General features: G+C 62.9%; 16 protein-coding genes. 10 read left to right on the forward strand and 6 right to left on the reverse strand.

Annotated features, from left to right (window positions below; all coding sequences use genetic code 11):
• The first annotated feature begins 13 nt into the window (after nucleotides 1-13).
• The 5 genes from N2597_RS04825 (at nucleotide 14) to N2597_RS04845 (ending at nucleotide 3,585) form a co-directional block, all read left to right on the forward strand.
• Nucleotides 14-1,564 carry a Na+/H+ antiporter subunit D gene (locus tag N2597_RS04825; protein WP_183597017.1) on the forward strand — a complete coding sequence of 517 codons (1,551 nt, stop codon included), beginning with the start codon at nucleotides 14-16 and terminating at the stop codon, nucleotides 1,562-1,564.
• The gene (locus N2597_RS04830) at nucleotides 1,561-2,034 is read left to right on the forward strand and encodes a Na+/H+ antiporter subunit E (RefSeq protein WP_183597015.1); all 474 of its coding nucleotides are present in this window, start codon (nucleotides 1,561-1,563) and stop codon (nucleotides 2,032-2,034) included. The genes N2597_RS04825 and N2597_RS04830 overlap by 4 nt, the downstream gene beginning before the upstream one ends.
• Nucleotides 2,031-2,384 (forward strand): cation:proton antiporter, encoded by a 354-nt coding sequence (locus N2597_RS04835; RefSeq protein WP_077994819.1) that lies wholly within the window; start codon nucleotides 2,031-2,033, stop codon nucleotides 2,382-2,384. The genes N2597_RS04830 and N2597_RS04835 overlap by 4 nt, the downstream gene beginning before the upstream one ends.
• Nucleotides 2,381-2,713, forward strand: a complete 333-nt coding sequence (mnhG, locus tag N2597_RS04840) for a monovalent cation/H(+) antiporter subunit G (RefSeq protein ID WP_077994820.1) — start codon at nucleotides 2,381-2,383, stop codon at nucleotides 2,711-2,713. Before N2597_RS04835 ends, mnhG begins: the two co-directional genes overlap by 4 nt.
• Nucleotides 2,714-3,153: 440 nt before the next feature.
• A complete protein-coding gene (locus N2597_RS04845; protein WP_010060045.1) occupies nucleotides 3,154-3,585 on the forward strand; it encodes a Ros/MucR family transcriptional regulator in 432 nt (143 codons plus the stop codon).
• Between the two features lie 367 nt (nucleotides 3,586-3,952).
• On the opposite strand, the gene N2597_RS04850 is transcribed toward N2597_RS04845, so the two are convergent.
• Both N2597_RS04850 and N2597_RS04855 read right to left on the reverse strand, forming a co-directional pair.
• Complete coding sequence (locus N2597_RS04850) at nucleotides 3,953-4,375, reverse strand: SufE family protein (protein WP_009987486.1); 423 nt, start codon at nucleotides 4,373-4,375, stop codon at nucleotides 3,953-3,955.
• 390 nt (nucleotides 4,376-4,765) lie between these two features.
• Nucleotides 4,766-5,260: a DUF5330 domain-containing protein gene (locus tag N2597_RS04855; protein ID WP_096764231.1), complete on the reverse strand. Its 495-nt coding sequence runs from the start codon at nucleotides 5,258-5,260 to the stop codon at nucleotides 4,766-4,768.
• Between the two features lie 453 nt (nucleotides 5,261-5,713).
• Between N2597_RS04855 and N2597_RS04860 the strand changes: the two genes are divergently transcribed.
• From N2597_RS04860 to N2597_RS04875, 4 genes are all read left to right on the forward strand, one after another.
• Nucleotides 5,714-7,255: a sensor histidine kinase gene (locus N2597_RS04860; protein ID WP_106795341.1), complete on the forward strand. Its 1,542-nt coding sequence runs from the start codon at nucleotides 5,714-5,716 to the stop codon at nucleotides 7,253-7,255.
• The gene (locus N2597_RS04865; protein ID WP_010055705.1) at nucleotides 7,227-8,183 is read left to right on the forward strand and encodes a peptidoglycan-binding domain-containing protein; all 957 of its coding nucleotides are present in this window, start codon (nucleotides 7,227-7,229) and stop codon (nucleotides 8,181-8,183) included. The genes N2597_RS04860 and N2597_RS04865 overlap by 29 nt, the downstream gene beginning before the upstream one ends.
• 135 nt (nucleotides 8,184-8,318) lie before the next feature.
• The gene (locus tag N2597_RS04870) at nucleotides 8,319-9,767 is read left to right on the forward strand and encodes a methyl-accepting chemotaxis protein (protein WP_183597013.1); all 1,449 of its coding nucleotides are present in this window, start codon (nucleotides 8,319-8,321) and stop codon (nucleotides 9,765-9,767) included.
• Nucleotides 9,768-9,828: 61 nt separating this feature from the next.
• Nucleotides 9,829-10,173: a DUF1491 family protein gene (locus N2597_RS04875; protein WP_038687782.1), complete on the forward strand. Its 345-nt coding sequence runs from the start codon at nucleotides 9,829-9,831 to the stop codon at nucleotides 10,171-10,173.
• 8 nt (nucleotides 10,174-10,181) lie between these two features.
• Here N2597_RS04875 and N2597_RS04880 read toward each other — a convergent pair whose 3' ends face one another.
• A complete protein-coding gene (locus tag N2597_RS04880; protein ID WP_183597058.1) occupies nucleotides 10,182-11,231 on the reverse strand; it encodes a DUF2336 domain-containing protein in 1,050 nt (349 codons plus the stop codon).
• Between the two features lie 975 nt (nucleotides 11,232-12,206).
• On the opposite strand from N2597_RS04880, the gene N2597_RS04885 reads away from it, so the two are divergent.
• On the forward strand, nucleotides 12,207-12,374 hold the full coding sequence (locus N2597_RS04885) for a hypothetical protein (RefSeq protein WP_183597011.1): 168 nt from the start codon (nucleotides 12,207-12,209) through the stop codon (nucleotides 12,372-12,374).
• A 13-nt stretch (nucleotides 12,375-12,387) separates the two neighbouring features.
• Here the strand turns inward: N2597_RS04885 and N2597_RS04890 are convergent, their stop codons facing one another.
• From N2597_RS04890 to N2597_RS04900, 3 genes are all read right to left on the reverse strand, one after another.
• The gene (locus N2597_RS04890) at nucleotides 12,388-12,936 is read right to left on the reverse strand and encodes a DUF1254 domain-containing protein (RefSeq protein ID WP_009994722.1); all 549 of its coding nucleotides are present in this window, start codon (nucleotides 12,934-12,936) and stop codon (nucleotides 12,388-12,390) included.
• The gene (locus N2597_RS04895) at nucleotides 12,929-13,516 is read right to left on the reverse strand and encodes a DUF1214 domain-containing protein (RefSeq protein ID WP_183597009.1); all 588 of its coding nucleotides are present in this window, start codon (nucleotides 13,514-13,516) and stop codon (nucleotides 12,929-12,931) included. The genes N2597_RS04890 and N2597_RS04895 overlap by 8 nt, the downstream gene beginning before the upstream one ends.
• 319 nt (nucleotides 13,517-13,835) lie before the next feature.
• A complete protein-coding gene (locus N2597_RS04900; protein ID WP_183597007.1) occupies nucleotides 13,836-16,019 on the reverse strand; it encodes a transglycosylase domain-containing protein in 2,184 nt (727 codons plus the stop codon).
• Nucleotides 16,020-16,154: the final 135 nt, after the last annotated feature.

Below are 16,154 nucleotides of genomic sequence, written 5' to 3' on the forward strand. Positions count from 1 at the left end.
GAGGCCGCACCTGATGGCCGCCCCAATCACCGTCGATCTCTCCGCCGCCTTGGTGACCGCCCCGGTGCCGCTAGCGCATTGGCTCGCCATTCTGCCGGTCGCCCATTGCATCACGCTCGGCGCTGTCCTGCTGATGGTGCGCGCCCATCCCCGCCTGCAGTCCTGGCTGGCCATTTCGGGCCTCGCGGGGCTGGCGCTGATCGATGCGGCGCTGCTTGCCAAGGTCGCGGCCGAAGGACCGCTCACCATGGTCATGGGGCGCTGGCTGCCGCCCTTCGGCATCGCCTTCACCGTCGATCTCTTCAGTGCGCTGATGGCCTTCGCCGCAGCCCTTGCGGGGCTAGCCGGCGGCATCTATGCGCTGGCCGATATCAGCGAAAGCGGCCGCCGCTACGGCTTCTTTCCGCTGCTCATGCTGCTGATGGCCGGTGTCACCGGCGCCTTTCTCACCGGCGACGTCTTCAACCTTTATGTCTGGTTCGAGGTGCTGCTGATCTCTTCCTTCGGACTGATCATCCTCGGATCGGAACGGCAGCAGATAGACGGGGCGCTGAAATATGCGGTGCTCAACCTGATCGCCACGACCTTGTTCCTGGTGGGGGTCGGCATTCTCTATGCCGTCTTCGGCACGCTCAACATGGCCGATATCGCCGGGAAGGCGCGAGACATCAGCGGCACGGCGCCGTTGATGTCGCTGGCAAGCCTCTTCCTGCTTGCCTTCGCCATGAAGGCGGCCGCCTTCCCGGTCAATTTCTGGCTGCCCGCCGCCTATCATACGCCGCGCATCACCGTCTCGGCACTGTTTGCCGGCCTGCTGACCAAGGTCGGCATCTACGCGCTGGTTCGGGTGATGGTCATGCTGCTGCCGGCCGAACGCGCCGAACTCAGCCTTGTGATCGCGCTCGCGGCCGCCGCGACCATTCTCGTTGGCGCGCTCGGCGCGCTTGCCGAAAACGATGTCCGCCGGCTATTCGGCCATGTCGTCATTTCGGGCATCGGCAACATGCTTGCCGGCGTCGCGCTCGGCAATGCCGGCGGCATCGCCGGCGCGGTTTTCTACGCTCTCCATTCCATGGTGCTGATGACGGCGCTTTATCTTGCCGCCGGCGAGATCGCCCGGCGCGGCGGCGGCTTTTGCCTGTCGGACCTCGGCGGGCTTTATCGCCAAAGCGGCGGCTTTGCCGCACTTTCACTGGTGCTTTTCCTGGCCGCCTGCGGCCTGCCGCCCTTTTCCGGCTTCTGGCCGAAGGTCATGCTCGTCAAGGCCTCGCTCGATAGCGGCGCCTGGTGGCTGGCGACGACAATCTTGACCGGCGGTTTTCTGACGACGATCGCCTTTGGCCGGCTCTTTCTCCTTGCCTATTGGCGTCCCGCGCCGATGACGCTCGCGCCGTCGCGCTCTTCCTGGCGCACCGTTCTGCCGGTCGCCGCGCTGACCGCGCTCACCATCGGCTTCGGCATCCTGCCGGAACGGCTGCTGGCGCTGTCGCAAGCGGCCGCCGCCGGCCTTGCCGATCCCCAGGCCTATCTCCATTCGGTGTTCCCGGAAGGAGCTCAGCGGTGATCGCTTTCCTCTTCAACCTGCTGCTTGCCATCGCCTGGATTGCCGTTACCGGCAGCGCCTCGCTGCACAATCTCGTCTTCGGCTTCCTGCTGGCGGCTCTGGCGCTGGCCGTCATCCGCGAACCCTTCGGCGGCGGGGGATATCTGCGTCGCACCCGCCTGGTGCTGTCGCTCATTGCCCTCTTCCTCAAGGAACTGTCGCTGTCGGCCTGGAAGGTCACGCTCACGGTTCTGTCGCCGGATATGAAGCTGAAGCCCGGCATCTTCGCCTTTCCGCTGACGGTGACGAGCGATTTCGAGATCACCCTGCTGGCAAATCTCATCACGCTGACACCCGGCACGCTTTCCGTCGATGTCTCGACAGATCGCCGCACCCTCTATGTCCACGCGCTCGATTGCTCGGATCCGGAGGCTGCAAGGCGCGGCATTGCCAACGGTTTCGAACGCAAGATCATGGAGGCCTTCCGGTGATCACGCCCGCCGACATCGTTGCCGTCGCATCCTCGGCCGCCCTCCTCATCCTCGGTCTGGCACTGCTCTTGACCGTCTGGCGCGTCGTTGCAGGTCCGACCTTGCCGGATCGGATCCTCGCCCTCGACATGCTGACCGGCGTCGCCATCGGCTTCATTGCCGTCATCGCAGTTAAGACAGGGTTCTCCCTCTATATCGATATCGCCATCTCGCTCGGCCTCGTCGGCTTCCTGGCAACCGTCGCCTTCGCCCGCTTCGTGCTGTCGCGCGGCAACATCAAATCGCCGCCATCGGTGTCCGCGGCAACGGGCGGCGCAAAGACGCGCCGGGCAGGGAGGAAGGGACGATGACAGCTTATCTCGTCGCAGCCGTCACCGCGCTGCTGCTGGTTGCCGGTGCGCTCTTTGCCCTTGCGGCGGCGATCGGCCTGGTCCGGCTGCCCGATCTCTATACCCGCATGCATTCGGCCTCGAAGGCCGGCACCGTCGGCTCCGGCCTGCTGCTCTTTGCCGCCGGCCTCTATTCGCAGGATCCGGCGGTTATCGCCCGCGCCCTTGCCGGGTTCGTCTTCTTCCTGTTGACGGCGCCGGTTTCCGCCCATCTGCTGGCCAGGGCGGCCCATAGTTCGGGACACGATCTCGGCGCCATCTCGGTCTGCGATGATATGCGCGAACGCTGAGGGGTTGCTATTGCCATCTTAACCTGTTTTACGTTCGACTTATGCACAGGAAGCTGTGAGTAAAGCTTGGCCTAAAGTCCTATAATTCTTCGCCGGCCATTTTTTCTCAAGAAAAACGACAAATAATAATTGGCCTTTCGGCCAAACGATGGTATTTGAAAATGCAAGTAGAATTCTGATTGTGAATTACAATCGTACTGCTTCCAAGTCCCTCAGTGTTGATTTTTCAATGTCTAAACTGAGGCCGCCGCCTGGAGCACGACGTAGTGGTTTTTGGTCAGGCAGTATAAGAACAGGTCTCGAACTTCGGAATCTAGGGGTGGATTTCACGTTTTTCGAAACAGAAGATTGCTTCCTGTGCTTTTGCTGTTCGCTTCTACGAGGCGGGTCTTTGGCGTGACAGTCAAAGATCGTTTGAGCATGCTAACAGGAGAAAACATATGACAGATATGGCGACCGGCAATGGGCCGGAGCTGCTTGTGGAACTGACGGCCGACATCGTCGCGGCCTATGTCAGCAACCATGTTGTCCCGGTCAGCGACCTGGCAAACCTGATTTCCGACGTGCATTCGGCACTGAGCAACACGTCCGTACCGCAGCCCGCTGCGGCCGTTGTCGAAAAGCAGAAGCCTGCAGTCTCTGTCCGCAAGTCCGTACAGGACGAGCAGATTACGTGTTTGGAATGCGGCGGCAACTTCAAGTCCCTCAAGCGCCACCTGATGACGCATCACTCTCTCTCGCCGGAAGAATACCGCGAGAAGTGGGACCTGCCGACCGACTACCCGATGGTAGCGCCCGCCTATGCCGAAGCGCGTTCGCGCCTGGCAAAGGAGATGGGCCTGGGTCAGCGCCGCAAGCGCGGCCGCGGCTGAGCTTTTTCGAAAGCCATCAACGACAAAAGCCGGGTCTTGTGCCCGGCTTTTCTGTCTTTATCGCGAATGTGATTCCAAAGGCTGCGAGCCGATTCGGACGACATTCTGTTCCGACTTATGAATTGACATGGGGAATCAGACTTTAGTCTGAGGAGGCCCGACATTATCCTGTTCCAGGCGGGGAAAATTATATTCCGGACTATTTTGCGCCTATCGCAAATGATCCGGGTGAGGACGGGAGATCACGAGGCGCCGGATCTTATGCTTCGGAAGTGCAGCGTAGAATGTATTCCTATACTATAAGGAAGTGTTAATATACTATATTAGAGGGCGCTGCCACACGCGTCCGGCCCGAATCGAATCGCGTTCAAGCAGCGGCACGGACTTTCGCCTCTTCCCGGATTCTTTTCACCATCGAGCGCAGCCCGTTCGACCGCTGCGACGACAGGTTCTCCACCAGGCCGATCTTCGAGAAGATCTCGAAGGCATCGAGCGCGGCGATCTCGGATGCCGGCTTGCCGGAATAGGTGGCAAGCACGATGGCGACAAGGCCGCGCACGATATGGGCATCGGAATCGCCCTCGAAGTTCATGATCGGGTTATCAGGATCGCCCGACGTGTGCGTCACCAGCCAGACCTGGCTGGCGCAGCCCATCACCTTGTTCTCCGAGGTGCGCTTTTCCTCGGCCAGTTCGGGCAGCGCCTTGCCGAGTTCGATGACATAGCGGTAGCGGTCTTCCCAATCGTCCAGGAAGGCAAAGTCGTCGATGATCTGGTCGAGGGATGCCATGGAAAGCCTTTCACCATCGGCATGGCCGGCGAAACTGCACGGCAATTCTGCCTACGGACATGCTCTAATACTGCATATAGGTGAAAGACCGACGGATTTGAACCGTTAAAGCGCGTTGCGGCGTCGGATTTGCCGCATGTCGCAAGACCCCGCCGCATATTGATGCGTGCTCGTTCTCAAAAGAAACGCCGTGAGGGATGGGCTTCCTCACGGCGCAGCAAGATGCTGAATTAAACAGGGCAGGCACGTCAGGCATGGGGCATTTCCGCGTCATGCGGACCACCGATGCAAGCTCAGGCAATTCCGGCTGCTAAGCTGTTTCGTCCGGAATTGAGTCAAACAAGAACGAAGAATTCGAAATGCGTTGCGGGCGGCCGCCTCGCAATACAGTCAGATCGCCGGTTTCGGCGTCGGCAGCGGGATCGCGCCGGTTACCACCGTCTCGGCGGCCGTTTCATCATCGACCGGCGGACGGTACGGCATCGGCTGGTTCAGCGAAGCCTTTGCCTCGCGCACTTTCTCCTCGACGGAGGGGGTGGCGAGGGAAGGCAGGGCGGGTGCCGACCGCTTTGCCGTTTCGGCAAGCCTTGCGGTCGTTGCCGGTTCGTCGGCGAACTGGCTGTCGAGCAATTCATAAGCGACATGGGCGCCCTCGCGGGCCCGATATCCGAGCGCCGTCAGGGTCTCTGCGCCCTTGGCGCAGACCTCGGGCTTTTCCGAGCACATGCCGGTCAGATAGTCATAGGCGCCGCTCGCCGCCGTAAAGGCGTCGGAAAGCTGCAATTGCGGGCCGCTGGCGAGCTTGTCGGAACCCTCCGTGCTGAAGACGGAAAGAAGCACGAGCACAAGGCCAAACCAGAAGGATCCTTTGATCAGAAACCACATTGTCGTTGCCCATCCTGTTTTCCCGTCCGGTTCTTTTCGCCGAATCAGGCCGGTTGTCCGGTGTGCTTCCACCCTATCGATTAGTTGCGAACGCCGCTTTTCGAAACTCGCGCGCATTTGCGGCAAATTTAATTCAAATTTTAGCGAACCGGATTTGAGCAGCATTTAAGTCGAATGCGAGCGATTGCCGTTAAGCATCAGGGCAGCACCTCCTTGCAATTGCAGGGCTTTTGGCTGCTCGCCTTGCCACAGGAGTTAACGCTGTGCTGAAATATGAAGGAATTCCGTTGCTTACCGGCTATTAACCACAAAAAGCAAAGGGCCTCTCGGATGCATCAAAACGGGAATTTCTGCCCTTTCCGGCTGTGAACGGCGCTTTTGCCTTATCCTTTCCTTAAGTCGCGGGGGCCTATTGTCCGGATCGACAGACAGCCTTTTTCGGGCGGGTATTGCGTGCGAGTATTGAGTGACATTGGCGGCTGGGTGACGGCGCTCGTAGACCGGGCGGCGACAAGCTGGCTCTCCCGGACGGGCGGCGGTGAAGCCGTGCGCCAACGCGAGCTTGCGATTCTGCGCCGCCTGGTGCTGCTGTCCTCGGCCGCTCTCGTCGCCGCGCCCGTCGGTCTTTCGGCGGTCACCAGCCCCGCCGTCGCCTTGCCGGCCGGTGTCGCCATGGTCTGCGCCGCCTTCCTCTTTTCCGCCGTCGGCAGCATTGCGCTTGCCCGCCAGGGCTCGTCGGCCGGCATCGCCACGCAGTCGGCCGAGGACTTCTTCCTGAGCGTCACGCCTGGTCTCGTCTTGTTCCTCGATCCGCACGGCAGCGTCGCCACCATCGGCGGCCGTGATCGGCGCGATTTCCTCGCCTGGATGCGCGATCCGAAGGGCAGGGGCTTCCTGGAGCAGGTGCATGTCTCCGATCGCATCCTGTTCCTGCAGGCGCTCGATGGCCTCAGGCGCGGCGAGGATGCCGCAAGCGTCGATCTGCGTCTCGACCGGCCTTCGGTTTCGCGCGATCAGCGCCAGTTCGCTTATCTCAGAATGGATATGACCGCCCGGCGCGATGCCGATGGCGACCTGACCGCCGTGATCGCCCAGCTGCGCGACGTCTCCGTCGAGCAGCAGCTGCGGGCCGAGGCGCAAAGCCGCGCGGCTGATGCCGAATCGGCAAACGATGCCAAGTCGCGCTTCCTCGCCGCCGTCAGCCATGAGCTGCGCACGCCGCTGAACGCCATTCTCGGTTTTTCCGACATTCTGATCGGCGAATATTTCGGCAAGTTCGAAAACGATCGCCAGCGGGAATATGTCGGCCTCGTGCGCGAATCCGGGGCGCACCTGCTTTCCGTCGTCAACACCATGCTCGACATGAGCAAGATCGAGGCCGGCCGCTACGAGCTGATCCTCGAAGCCTTCGATATATCGGCCTCCGTCAGATCCTGCGAATCGATGCTGGCCTTGCAGGCCAAGACCAAGGGCGTCACCCTGACGAGCCGGATCCAGCGCGGCCTCGGTGAGATCGTCGCCGATCAGCGCGCCATCCAGCAAATCCTCATCAATCTCGTCGGCAATGCCGTCAAGTTCACCGAGGCCGGTGGCGTCGTCTCCGTCGATGCGGCGGCCCGCGACGGCATCCTGAAGCTGACGGTCAGCGATACCGGCATCGGCATTGCCGCCGACAAGCTGGCGATGCTCGGGCAGCCCTTCGTCCAGATCCAGAACGATTACACCCGCCGCTTCGAAGGCACCGGCCTCGGCCTTTCACTGGTCAAGGGGCTGGTGGCGCTGCATGGCGGAAATTTTGCTATCGCCAGCCAGCCGGGTGAGGGTACGATCATCACCATCGAGATCGCGGTGGATGGTTCTGGCGCCAGGCGGGCAGACGATGCCGGCCATGGCGCGACCGTCGAGTTTCCGCCGCGGCTGAAAGACGTGGTCAAAACAGGGGTAGAATTGGAAGAGGGGCTTTTCGATGGCCGCGCGCAAGCGAAAATCGCCTAAGGGAAAAAACCGACGGCAGCAGCCCGGCCTGGTGGTGTCAGGTGCGGCCGCTCTCGGCGGCCTCGGCCTGCAGGGAGCATCTGCGCTGGGTGGTCTCGGTCTGCAGGGCGCATCTGTGCTCGGCGGCGTCATCGGCCGCAATCCGTCGGTTGCAGGCGGCACGATCGCCTTCGTCGTCATCTTCTCCTTTGTCGCGGCCAATGCGCTCTGGTATCAGCCCGGCCTGCATCCGCATCCGATTTTGCGCACGCGCGACCCGCAGTCTTCAAACGTGCTCGGCGCCCGCCGCCCAGCCGAAGAGCAGCAGGGCGAGGTTACCACCTTCCGGATCGAACGGCCTGAAGATGCTGCCACCACCACCAGCGCCACGCCGGCGCCGGCCGCACCGACTCAGCAGCCGAGCGAGCTCGTCATGGGTATCCAGCAGCAGCTGGTGCGCCGCGGTCTTTATAACGGCATTCCTGACGGTATTATCGGTCCCCGCACCAGCGCCGCCATCCTCTTCTTCCAGGAGACCGTCGGCATGGCCCAGACCGGGGAAGCGACGCCGGAGGTGCTGGCTGCGCTGAAAACCGACGCCGCCGGCCCCTCGACCGTGCCCGCGGAAAAACCGCGTGAGGATGTGAGCTCGAAGGCGGCGGCGGAAGACCCGGTGGCCGCCGCGATTCGCAGCGCCGAAAAGACCGTCAAGACGGCTCCATCAGCCGCAAAGCAGCTTCCATCAAGCGAACTCACCACTGTTGACCTGGTGTTGAAGATCCAGAAGGGTCTTTCCAACATGGCCTATGCCAATGTCGGCGTCGACGGTGTTGCCGGCGAGCAGACCCGCGCCGCCATCCGCCACTTCCAGAAGCACTACAACCTGCCCGAAAACGGTGAGCCGAACGAGGCGGTGCTGAAAAAACTCAAGGAAATCGGCGCGATCTGAGACGTTTCGCGCAGCGTGCAGCCGCACGCCCCTGGCTCGAGGCTCTACAACCTAAGTCTAAGACGCCGGCGCCGTTTGCAACTTATTAACCATGTTGGTCGAAGCTTTGCCGATTGAGGCGGGGGAACGTCGGTCATGCATGCGTTGAAGGCGATAGACGATTTGGCCGGAGAACCGGTCGTCGAAGCGGAAGGCCCCGATCGCACGGCCTTGCGTCACATCCTGCAGCGCCTTGCCGAGGAGGCCTCGACGCTTGGCATCGATCTTGTCGATATTGCCGGCGCCATTCAGGACATGGCGGCGATGTCGGCCCGCCATGCCTCCGCCTTCGATCATGTCACCCGCACCGCGCTTTCGATTGCCGAAACCAACCGCTCTGTCGCCCTGTCGCTGCGCGAGACCGACCGCACCGCGGCCGAAGCCCGCCAGATGCTGAAGGAATCGGCCAACCGCCTGTCCGGCTCCGTCGCCGAGATCGGCCACATGGTTCAGTCCTCCAACGTCATCGGTGCCGAAATCGCCGGCTTTTCGAAGTCGCTGGCCGATGTCGACAAGATCGCCGATGAGATCAGCACCATTGCCCGCCAGACCAACCTTCTGGCGCTGAATGCCGCGATCGAGGCAGCGCGCGCCGGCGATGCCGGCAAGGGTTTCGCCGTCGTCGCCGCCGAGGTCCGTGCGCTTTCGCTGCAGACCTCGAAGGCGACCGGCTCGATCCAGGACACGCTGGACGAATTGCGGGTGAAGATTGACCGGCTGTCGGTGGTCGGCGGCGATGCGCGCAATAGTGCTGCCGGAGTCCGCGACAAGTCCGAGGCGATGCGCGGTGCCTTCGAAAGCATGGAACATGTCATCACCCGCATCCTCGACAGTTCCACCGTCATGGCCAACACCACCGAGGCGGTCGACCAGCAATGCGCCGGTTTCGTCGAAAAGCTCAGCGAGATGTCCGGCGAGGTCGCCGGATCGAATGTCGCCCTGCAGCAGGCGGCAAAACGGGTCGACAGTGTCGTCGGTCTCTCCGAAACCTTGGTCCAGTTGACGGCGAGCGCCGGCGTAAAGACCGCCGACAGCCGCTGGATCGAGGAGGCGCAATCGGTGGCAAAGCAGATATCAGGCGCATTCGAACGGGCCGTCGCCGAGGGCCAGATCGGCCTCGACGCCCTCTTCGATCGCCGCTACCGGCCGATACCGGGCACCGATCCGGCGCAGATGATGGCGGCCTTCACCGAGCTCACCGACCGCCTGCTGCCGCCGATCCAGGAGCCGCTCCTTGCCCTGGACGAGCGAGTCGCCTTCTGCGCGGCTATCGACGAGAATGGCTATCTGCCGACCCATAACCGGAAGTTCTCGCAGCCGCAGCGGCCGGGCGACGCCGTCTGGAACACTGCCAACTGCCGCAATCGCCGCATCTTCGCCGATCGTGTCGGCCTGGCCGCCGGCCGCAGCACCGCGCCTTTCCTCGTCCAGACCTATCGGCGCGACATGGGCGGCGGCAATTTCGTGATGATGAAGGATATTTCCGCGCCGATCACCGTGCGCGGCCGCCATTGGGGCGGATTGCGGCTGGCGGTCAAGGTTTGACGCATCCGGCAACATCCGAGCGCCGATTGCCGATGCCGGCGCGCCGGTCTATACCGCGCCGATGAGATTACGCGCCGATATCTTCGTTTCCTCCCTTTTGCGCCGGGTCTTCGCCAGCGGCGATTTCGCCGCCGTCGAGAAGAAGGGGGCCGAGGAGGCGGGTGCGATCTTCATCCGTCAGCACTTTCGCGACGGCCTGGAAACGCTTTATGCGCCGGCGCCGCAGACCGCCTTCGGCGAAGACGAGATCCGCGATCGCCTTTTCGAAATCCGTCTTGCGCGCAGCGAGCCGGAGGCGGTGCGGGCGATGCTGGAGCGCGAACGCCGCTTCGACCCCGATCTGTGGATCGTCGAACTGGAGGCGGAGGAATTGGGCGACATGATCCCGCTTGCGGGGAAAGGTTGAGCGTCAGCTCAGCGTGACCGCCGTCCGAGCACGCGCATGTCGCGCTGCACCGGCGCCTGGCGGACGAAGCGGTGGCTCTCCGTTTCCTCGCGGGCCGGCGTAACAGCCGCCTCCGGCTTGTAGGTGTAGCGGTCGGCGCGCCGCCAGGCCTCTACCCTTTCGTGGCATTCTTCCGGATCGAGCCCATCAAGCACCATCCAGGCGCGCGTGACATTATGCTGCTGTTCGGCCAGGTGCGGATAGAACCTTTCCAGCACGAGGACGGCGTCGAGAAACCCCATGCCGAGGCTCGTCAACGTCGTGGCGAGCTGCTGGCCCGATAGATCGAGCATGATGCGTTCGGCAAGCCAGCGGCTGGCCGAAAGCGCATCGGCGAGCGCGGTCGCGAAATGGGTTGCCTCGCGCAGGCGGGCGAAGCGCACCAGCAGCGCCTCCTGAATGTCGGTCAGCGTGCGCAGGCCGAGCCTGTCATCGTCCTTGCGGCCGAGATGGCCGGCAAGGTCGAGAATGCGTTCGCGCAACGCTTCTTCATTGGCGATACGCTGTTCCGCCAGCGCTTCGGCCTCGTTGTTCTCGGCCGGGACCGGCGACAGCGGCACGGCCTCCGATTCTGTGATCGGCGCCGCAGGGGCCGCGGGTCGCGGCTGGGTCTGGCGCAACGCCACCAGCGCGTCGATGACCTTCGGCGAGAGCGATTCGCGGCTGACGATCGCCCTGACATGCGCCGCGCCCTGCATGCGCGCAATGGTGATCAGCGTGTCGTCGGCAATGGCCTTGGAGGCGGCAAGAAAGGGCGCGGCGATCTCGATCGGCTGATTGCCGATGAACAGCGCCACGGCTGCCGGCATGGTCTGGCATTGCGAAAGGGCGGCGACGGCCTGGCGCTTGGCCTCATCGGAGGAGGCCTGGAACAGCGGTGTGAAAAGCTCGGCGAATTGACGCAATTCGGATCGTGTCGGATGTGACAGGCTCTCGAAACTGCTGACAGTCGCCATTAACACCACGTCCTTTTTCCTGACGGCCAACGGGCCCTCGAGGTCTCGAAACCGGTCACGCACACGCACACCCTGAAAACGCAGAACCAAGGGAAACCGTGGGCCGATAGCGCTGGCGGGACACCGGTCGGACCGCACGGATATGAACAAATCCTACACCGGTACGGTTAATGCATGCTGAAGATTTTATTAAAATGCAACAGAAATACACACGTGTGACGTGTTGCTGGATAATTAGCCGGCAACAGAATCCCGTGCTTTTTGAAGGCCTGCTCTGAGGGCTTCCGATCGCTCGTTCGACCGCAGCGACAGTTAGTCCTGCTGTCATCTTGCGGGCGTGAAGCAGCTTTTGCGTGGCTGTCATCATCGCTCCAGTGCACACCTTGCTTGGTGCTGCAGACGGCGTCTTAAGGCTCTCGCTGCTGATATTCCGTTGGTGCGGTAGCTCCGCGATATCCGAGTCTTCGAACAAGGATGGGAATCACCGGCAGGGCTTGTTGCCCTTCGCTGCCGCTCGCGTCTGGAACGATTCGCGGGTCGGCGATGGCCGCAACCCCGCTCTCCGATTGAGGGCGGATCGTCCCGATCCTGGGGTGCGACGCAACGGATGTCGGTCTGCCGCATATTTGCAACACCTGCAGCGCCGCCGGCGCGCGGGGTCGTGGCTGCATTGCCAACGATATGAATTATATTCGATTTTATCCTTCAACGGGTGCCAGAACCCGCGCGCAGGCGGCATGAAACCAAACCGGCGTTTCATGCGTTAAAGAGGAAGTCAGGGGAACTGTGTTTGGCAAGCGCTGAGTATTAGTAAACTGTTAACTGTCATGTGTCTCAATTCGGACAGGAACGACGCGATTTGAGTGGTTGGATCGTCGAAACTCCGCATCACGGTATTTCAGTCAGGTGCCGTGAGAAAGGCGCGAATGCCCTCGGTTCGGTTATGCCGGCACCGCAGGACGCGCCGGCTCGCAGATTGGCGGGCAGGGTGAAATCCATCGCAAGTTCATCCGTCTCGGGCAGTGCATGGAGACGAGAATGGCAATAGTAGTCGCATTTGCGGATCGGCGACCGCGGGCGCCGCGTCCTCAGGACAAGGAACCCCGCGAAGCCAAGATCCTCTGGTTCACCGGTGTCCGCTACGAGCGGCTGGCCGAGCCCCCCAGACATGGCCCGGCGCCCGCGCCGCGCGCCAGCAAGAAGTAACGTCGGTTCAACCTTAGCGGGCGCTGAACTGCTCGCAGCCGGCTTCCGTCAGGAAGTTCCGTGCGGCCTCATCGAAACTCGCCTGCGGCGCCAGCGTCCGCAGCACGGCGTAACCGTCCGGCCGCGCCATTTCCACCAGGATCGCCTGTTCCAGCTCCCGTGGCAGGTTCTTGCGCAGGTCCGTCAGCTGGATCGGGCCGCCGGCCAGCACATCGAGCGCGCCGCCGACCGAAGTCCTATCATTCATGCTGAAGACTTCGTTGGAGGCGCTGTCGTAGATGGCGATCGACCAGAAGGGCACGTTGCCCCTGGCGGTGAAATGCACCGGCCCATCCTCGACATCGAAGGAGCAGACGGCGGTGCGCACGAAGGGGTCGCCATTGGCAAGCCCGGCCTCGTCATACTGGTCGTTCAGCAGGTAGAAATTGTTGAGGTCGCCTTCCGCCTGCACCCGGGTCGCCGCGTCCCTGCCGGTGAAATGCGGCAGCGAAAGGATGATGACCAGATGCAGAAGCGCTGCGCCGAAAAGCCCGGTCAGGATGGCGAAAACGATCCTAAGCATTGCCGCATCCGGTCTTGGTGAGCTTGGGCATGGCGAGGTCGATCACGCCGGAACTGCCGGCCGTCGGCGTATCGAACAAGGTCAGCACCAGCCGGAAGGTGCCGGCCTGCGGCAGGGCCAGCCAATTGCCCGGCTGCGCGACGGCGGAGATCTCGATCGAGAAGCTGCTGTCGGGCTGGCGCAGCACCGTCCAGGAGTTCAGCGCCGAGGGAAGCCCAGTCTTCACCGCCGCCGGATTGCCGCCATTGTCGGCGGTAAAAAGCGTCCACAGCCGGGCGGGCGGCGTCTGCCCGCTGATGCGGTAGCGGCAGCCGGCATTCAGCCGCGCCCCCGCGTCGTCGACGCTCGCCGTGAAGGTCAGCCCCTCGGCGCTGCCATAGAGCAGCTTGCCGGCGCGCGCCCGGTGCGACTTGGCATAAGGATCGGCATCGACCGTCTGCAACGCCGGAAAAGCCTCCCAGGCGCCAAGCTTGATCGCTCCGAAACCCTGCGTCGCATCCAGCGCATACAGCGAAATCATGATCCCGCCGCCAAAGGCGACGATCAGCGTGATCAGGATGAAAAGGGGGAATCGAAACACGTTGAGACCTTGGAAACCATATCGGATGAAAGGGTTACCACTGATTCTGACAGGGTGGAATGGCGTGCGACGACATGGACGCCGATCTGTCCGCGGCCGTGCTGAATGCGGCAACACGGCCCCTCACCCTAACCCTCTCCCCGTAAACGGGGCGAGGGGACGTGCCCTGCGAGAGGCCGGTGGGGACGGAGAGGTTGCGGCTAGGTCCCTTCGCCCCGTTTCCGGGGGTCCGAAGGACGGGTCGAGACCCGTGGCTCGACCCCGGTCGGTGGCGGCAGCCTGATGAGGGGCTGGTCTCGCCGATCTTCCTGGGTCTGGGCTACTCCGCGCTCGCCAGCTTCGCCGGCGCCAGCGGGGCGGCATCCTTCAGCTTTTTGCCGAGGTCTTTGAGGATATTCGTCGATTGTACCGAAAGCATGCGCGGCCTGATGAGCTGCGGTAATCCGTCCTGCGGCTTGGCGGCGACGGTCTTGGCGAGGTCCTTTTCTGAGGGCAGGGGGTTTTCCACGCCGGGGATGGCGCGCAGCGTCACGCCCTGGTGGGCATAGTCCATGGCGCGCTTGAAGGTCATCGCAGGCAGCGAGCCGCCGGTCATCTCGTTGGTCGAGGTGTAGTCGTCATTGCCGAACCAGACGGCGCAGGTGTAGTTGCCGGTGAAACCGACGAACCAGGCGTCGCGATAGGCCTGGGTCGTGCCGGTCTTGCCGGCGGTCAGAATGCCGTTGTCGAGAGCCGCCTTGCGCGCCGTACCGACATAGGGAACGCGCGACAGCATCTGGTTCATATAGGCGTCGGCCTGTTCCGACAGCACGCGTTTGGGCGCCGGTTCGTCGCGGTCGAAATCATAGAGCACATCGCCCTCGTAATCGAGGATCTGGCTGATGCCGTGGCGGCGCGACTGGTAACCGCCGGCCGGGAAGGTGGCATAGGCTGTCGCCTGGTCGAGCACCGTCACCTCGGACGTGCCGATCGGAATGGTGACGTCGTCGCGGATCGGCGTTTCGACGCCGAGGTTTTTCGCCATCGCCCGGATCGGCTGAATGCCGAGTTTCTCCTTGGCGAGCCGCACCGGCACGGTGTTGATCGACTGGGCGATCGCGGTCTCGAGCGTGATGCGCCCGACATAGCGATTGGCGTAATTGTGCGGGCTCCAGTTGCCCCAGTAGATCGGCGCGTCGACGATCGTCGTCTGCGGCGTCATGCCGCTCTCCATCGCCAGGGCATAGGTATAGACCTTGAAGGAGGAGCCGGGCTGGCGCAGCGCCCTGGTGGCGCGGTTGAACTGGCTTTCGCCGTAATCCCGGCCGCCGACCATGGCGCGCACGGCGCCGCCGTTTTCGATCATCACCAGGGCGCCCTGCTTGGCGTGGTAAGCCTCGCCATATTCGCGCAGCGACGTCTCGACCGAATCCTCGGCCGCCTTCTGGATGCCCATGTCGATCGTCGTGCGCACGATCAGCGAGTGCTGGTGGAAACGCGGCGAAAGCCGCTGCACCTCGTCGAAGGCCCAGTCGAGGAAGAAATCGGGCGATTCCACCTCGTTGCGGTCGACGACGGTGGCCGGGCTGCGTCGGGCGGCGATCACCTGGCCCTCGGTCATCAGCCCGCTCTGCACGAGGTTGGTCAGCACCTCGTTGGCGCGGGCACGCGCCGCCGGCAGGTTGACATGCGGCGCATATTTCGCCGGCGCCTTGAACAGGCCGGCGAGCATGGCGGATTCGGCAAGGTTCACATCGGTGATGTTCTTGCCGAAATAAAACTGCGCCGCCGCGGCCGCGCCAAACGTGCCGCCGCCCATATAGGCGCGGTCGAGATAGGTGGAGAGGATTTCCTTCTTGGATAGGTTGGCCTCGAGCCATAGCGCCAGGAAGGCTTCGGTGACCTTGCGGTCGATCGAACGCTCGTTGGAAAGGAACAGGTTCTTGGCGAGCTGCTGCGTCAGCGTCGAGCCGCCCTGCACGACTTCGCCGGCCTGGGCGTTGGTGACCATGGCGCGGAAGAGACCGATGGCGTCGATGCCAAAATGGTCGAAGAAGCGCCTGTCTTCGGTGGCGAGCACCGATTTGATCAGGGAGTCCGGCAGTTCGTCGATCGGCACCGAATTCTGATGGATGACGCCGCGATGGCCGATGACGTTGCCGTAGCGGTCGGTGAAGGTGACGGCGAAATCGCCGCGGTTGCGCCAGTCCTCCTTGGTCGCTTCGAAGGCCGGCTGGGCAAGCACCAGCATCAGCACCGCGCCGACCGTGCCGAGGGTCAGCCCTTCGCCGGCCAGTTCGAAGACCACGCGCTTCCAGCCGCGCACGCGGAAACGGCGGAAGAAGATAGTGGTGTCTTCCCAGATCTCGGCAGCGCGGAAGCCGGCGTTCCAGACGGTTGAATCGATCCACGAATCGATGCGCAACAGAATGTGACGGCTCTTCGCCGGCCGCCCGCCGGGGTCAGCGGCCTGCTTTTCTGTCTCTTTTTCAGGCCCTTTTTCAGGGTTGTCCGGATCCTGCACGTCCTGTATTCCCGCCTGATCGCGCCTGCCTCATGTCCGGCAGCCGGAAAGCGGCGAAAGCGCGAGGCCCGATGGGCCCGAAAAGCTCTCCGATACCAGGAGAAAGTTCTCCGGTACCAGGAGCATGCTGAAGAA

The sequence above is a fragment of the Rhizobium sophoriradicis genome (assembly GCF_025200795.1).
Taxonomy (GTDB): domain Bacteria; phylum Pseudomonadota; class Alphaproteobacteria; order Rhizobiales; family Rhizobiaceae; genus Rhizobium; species Rhizobium sophoriradicis.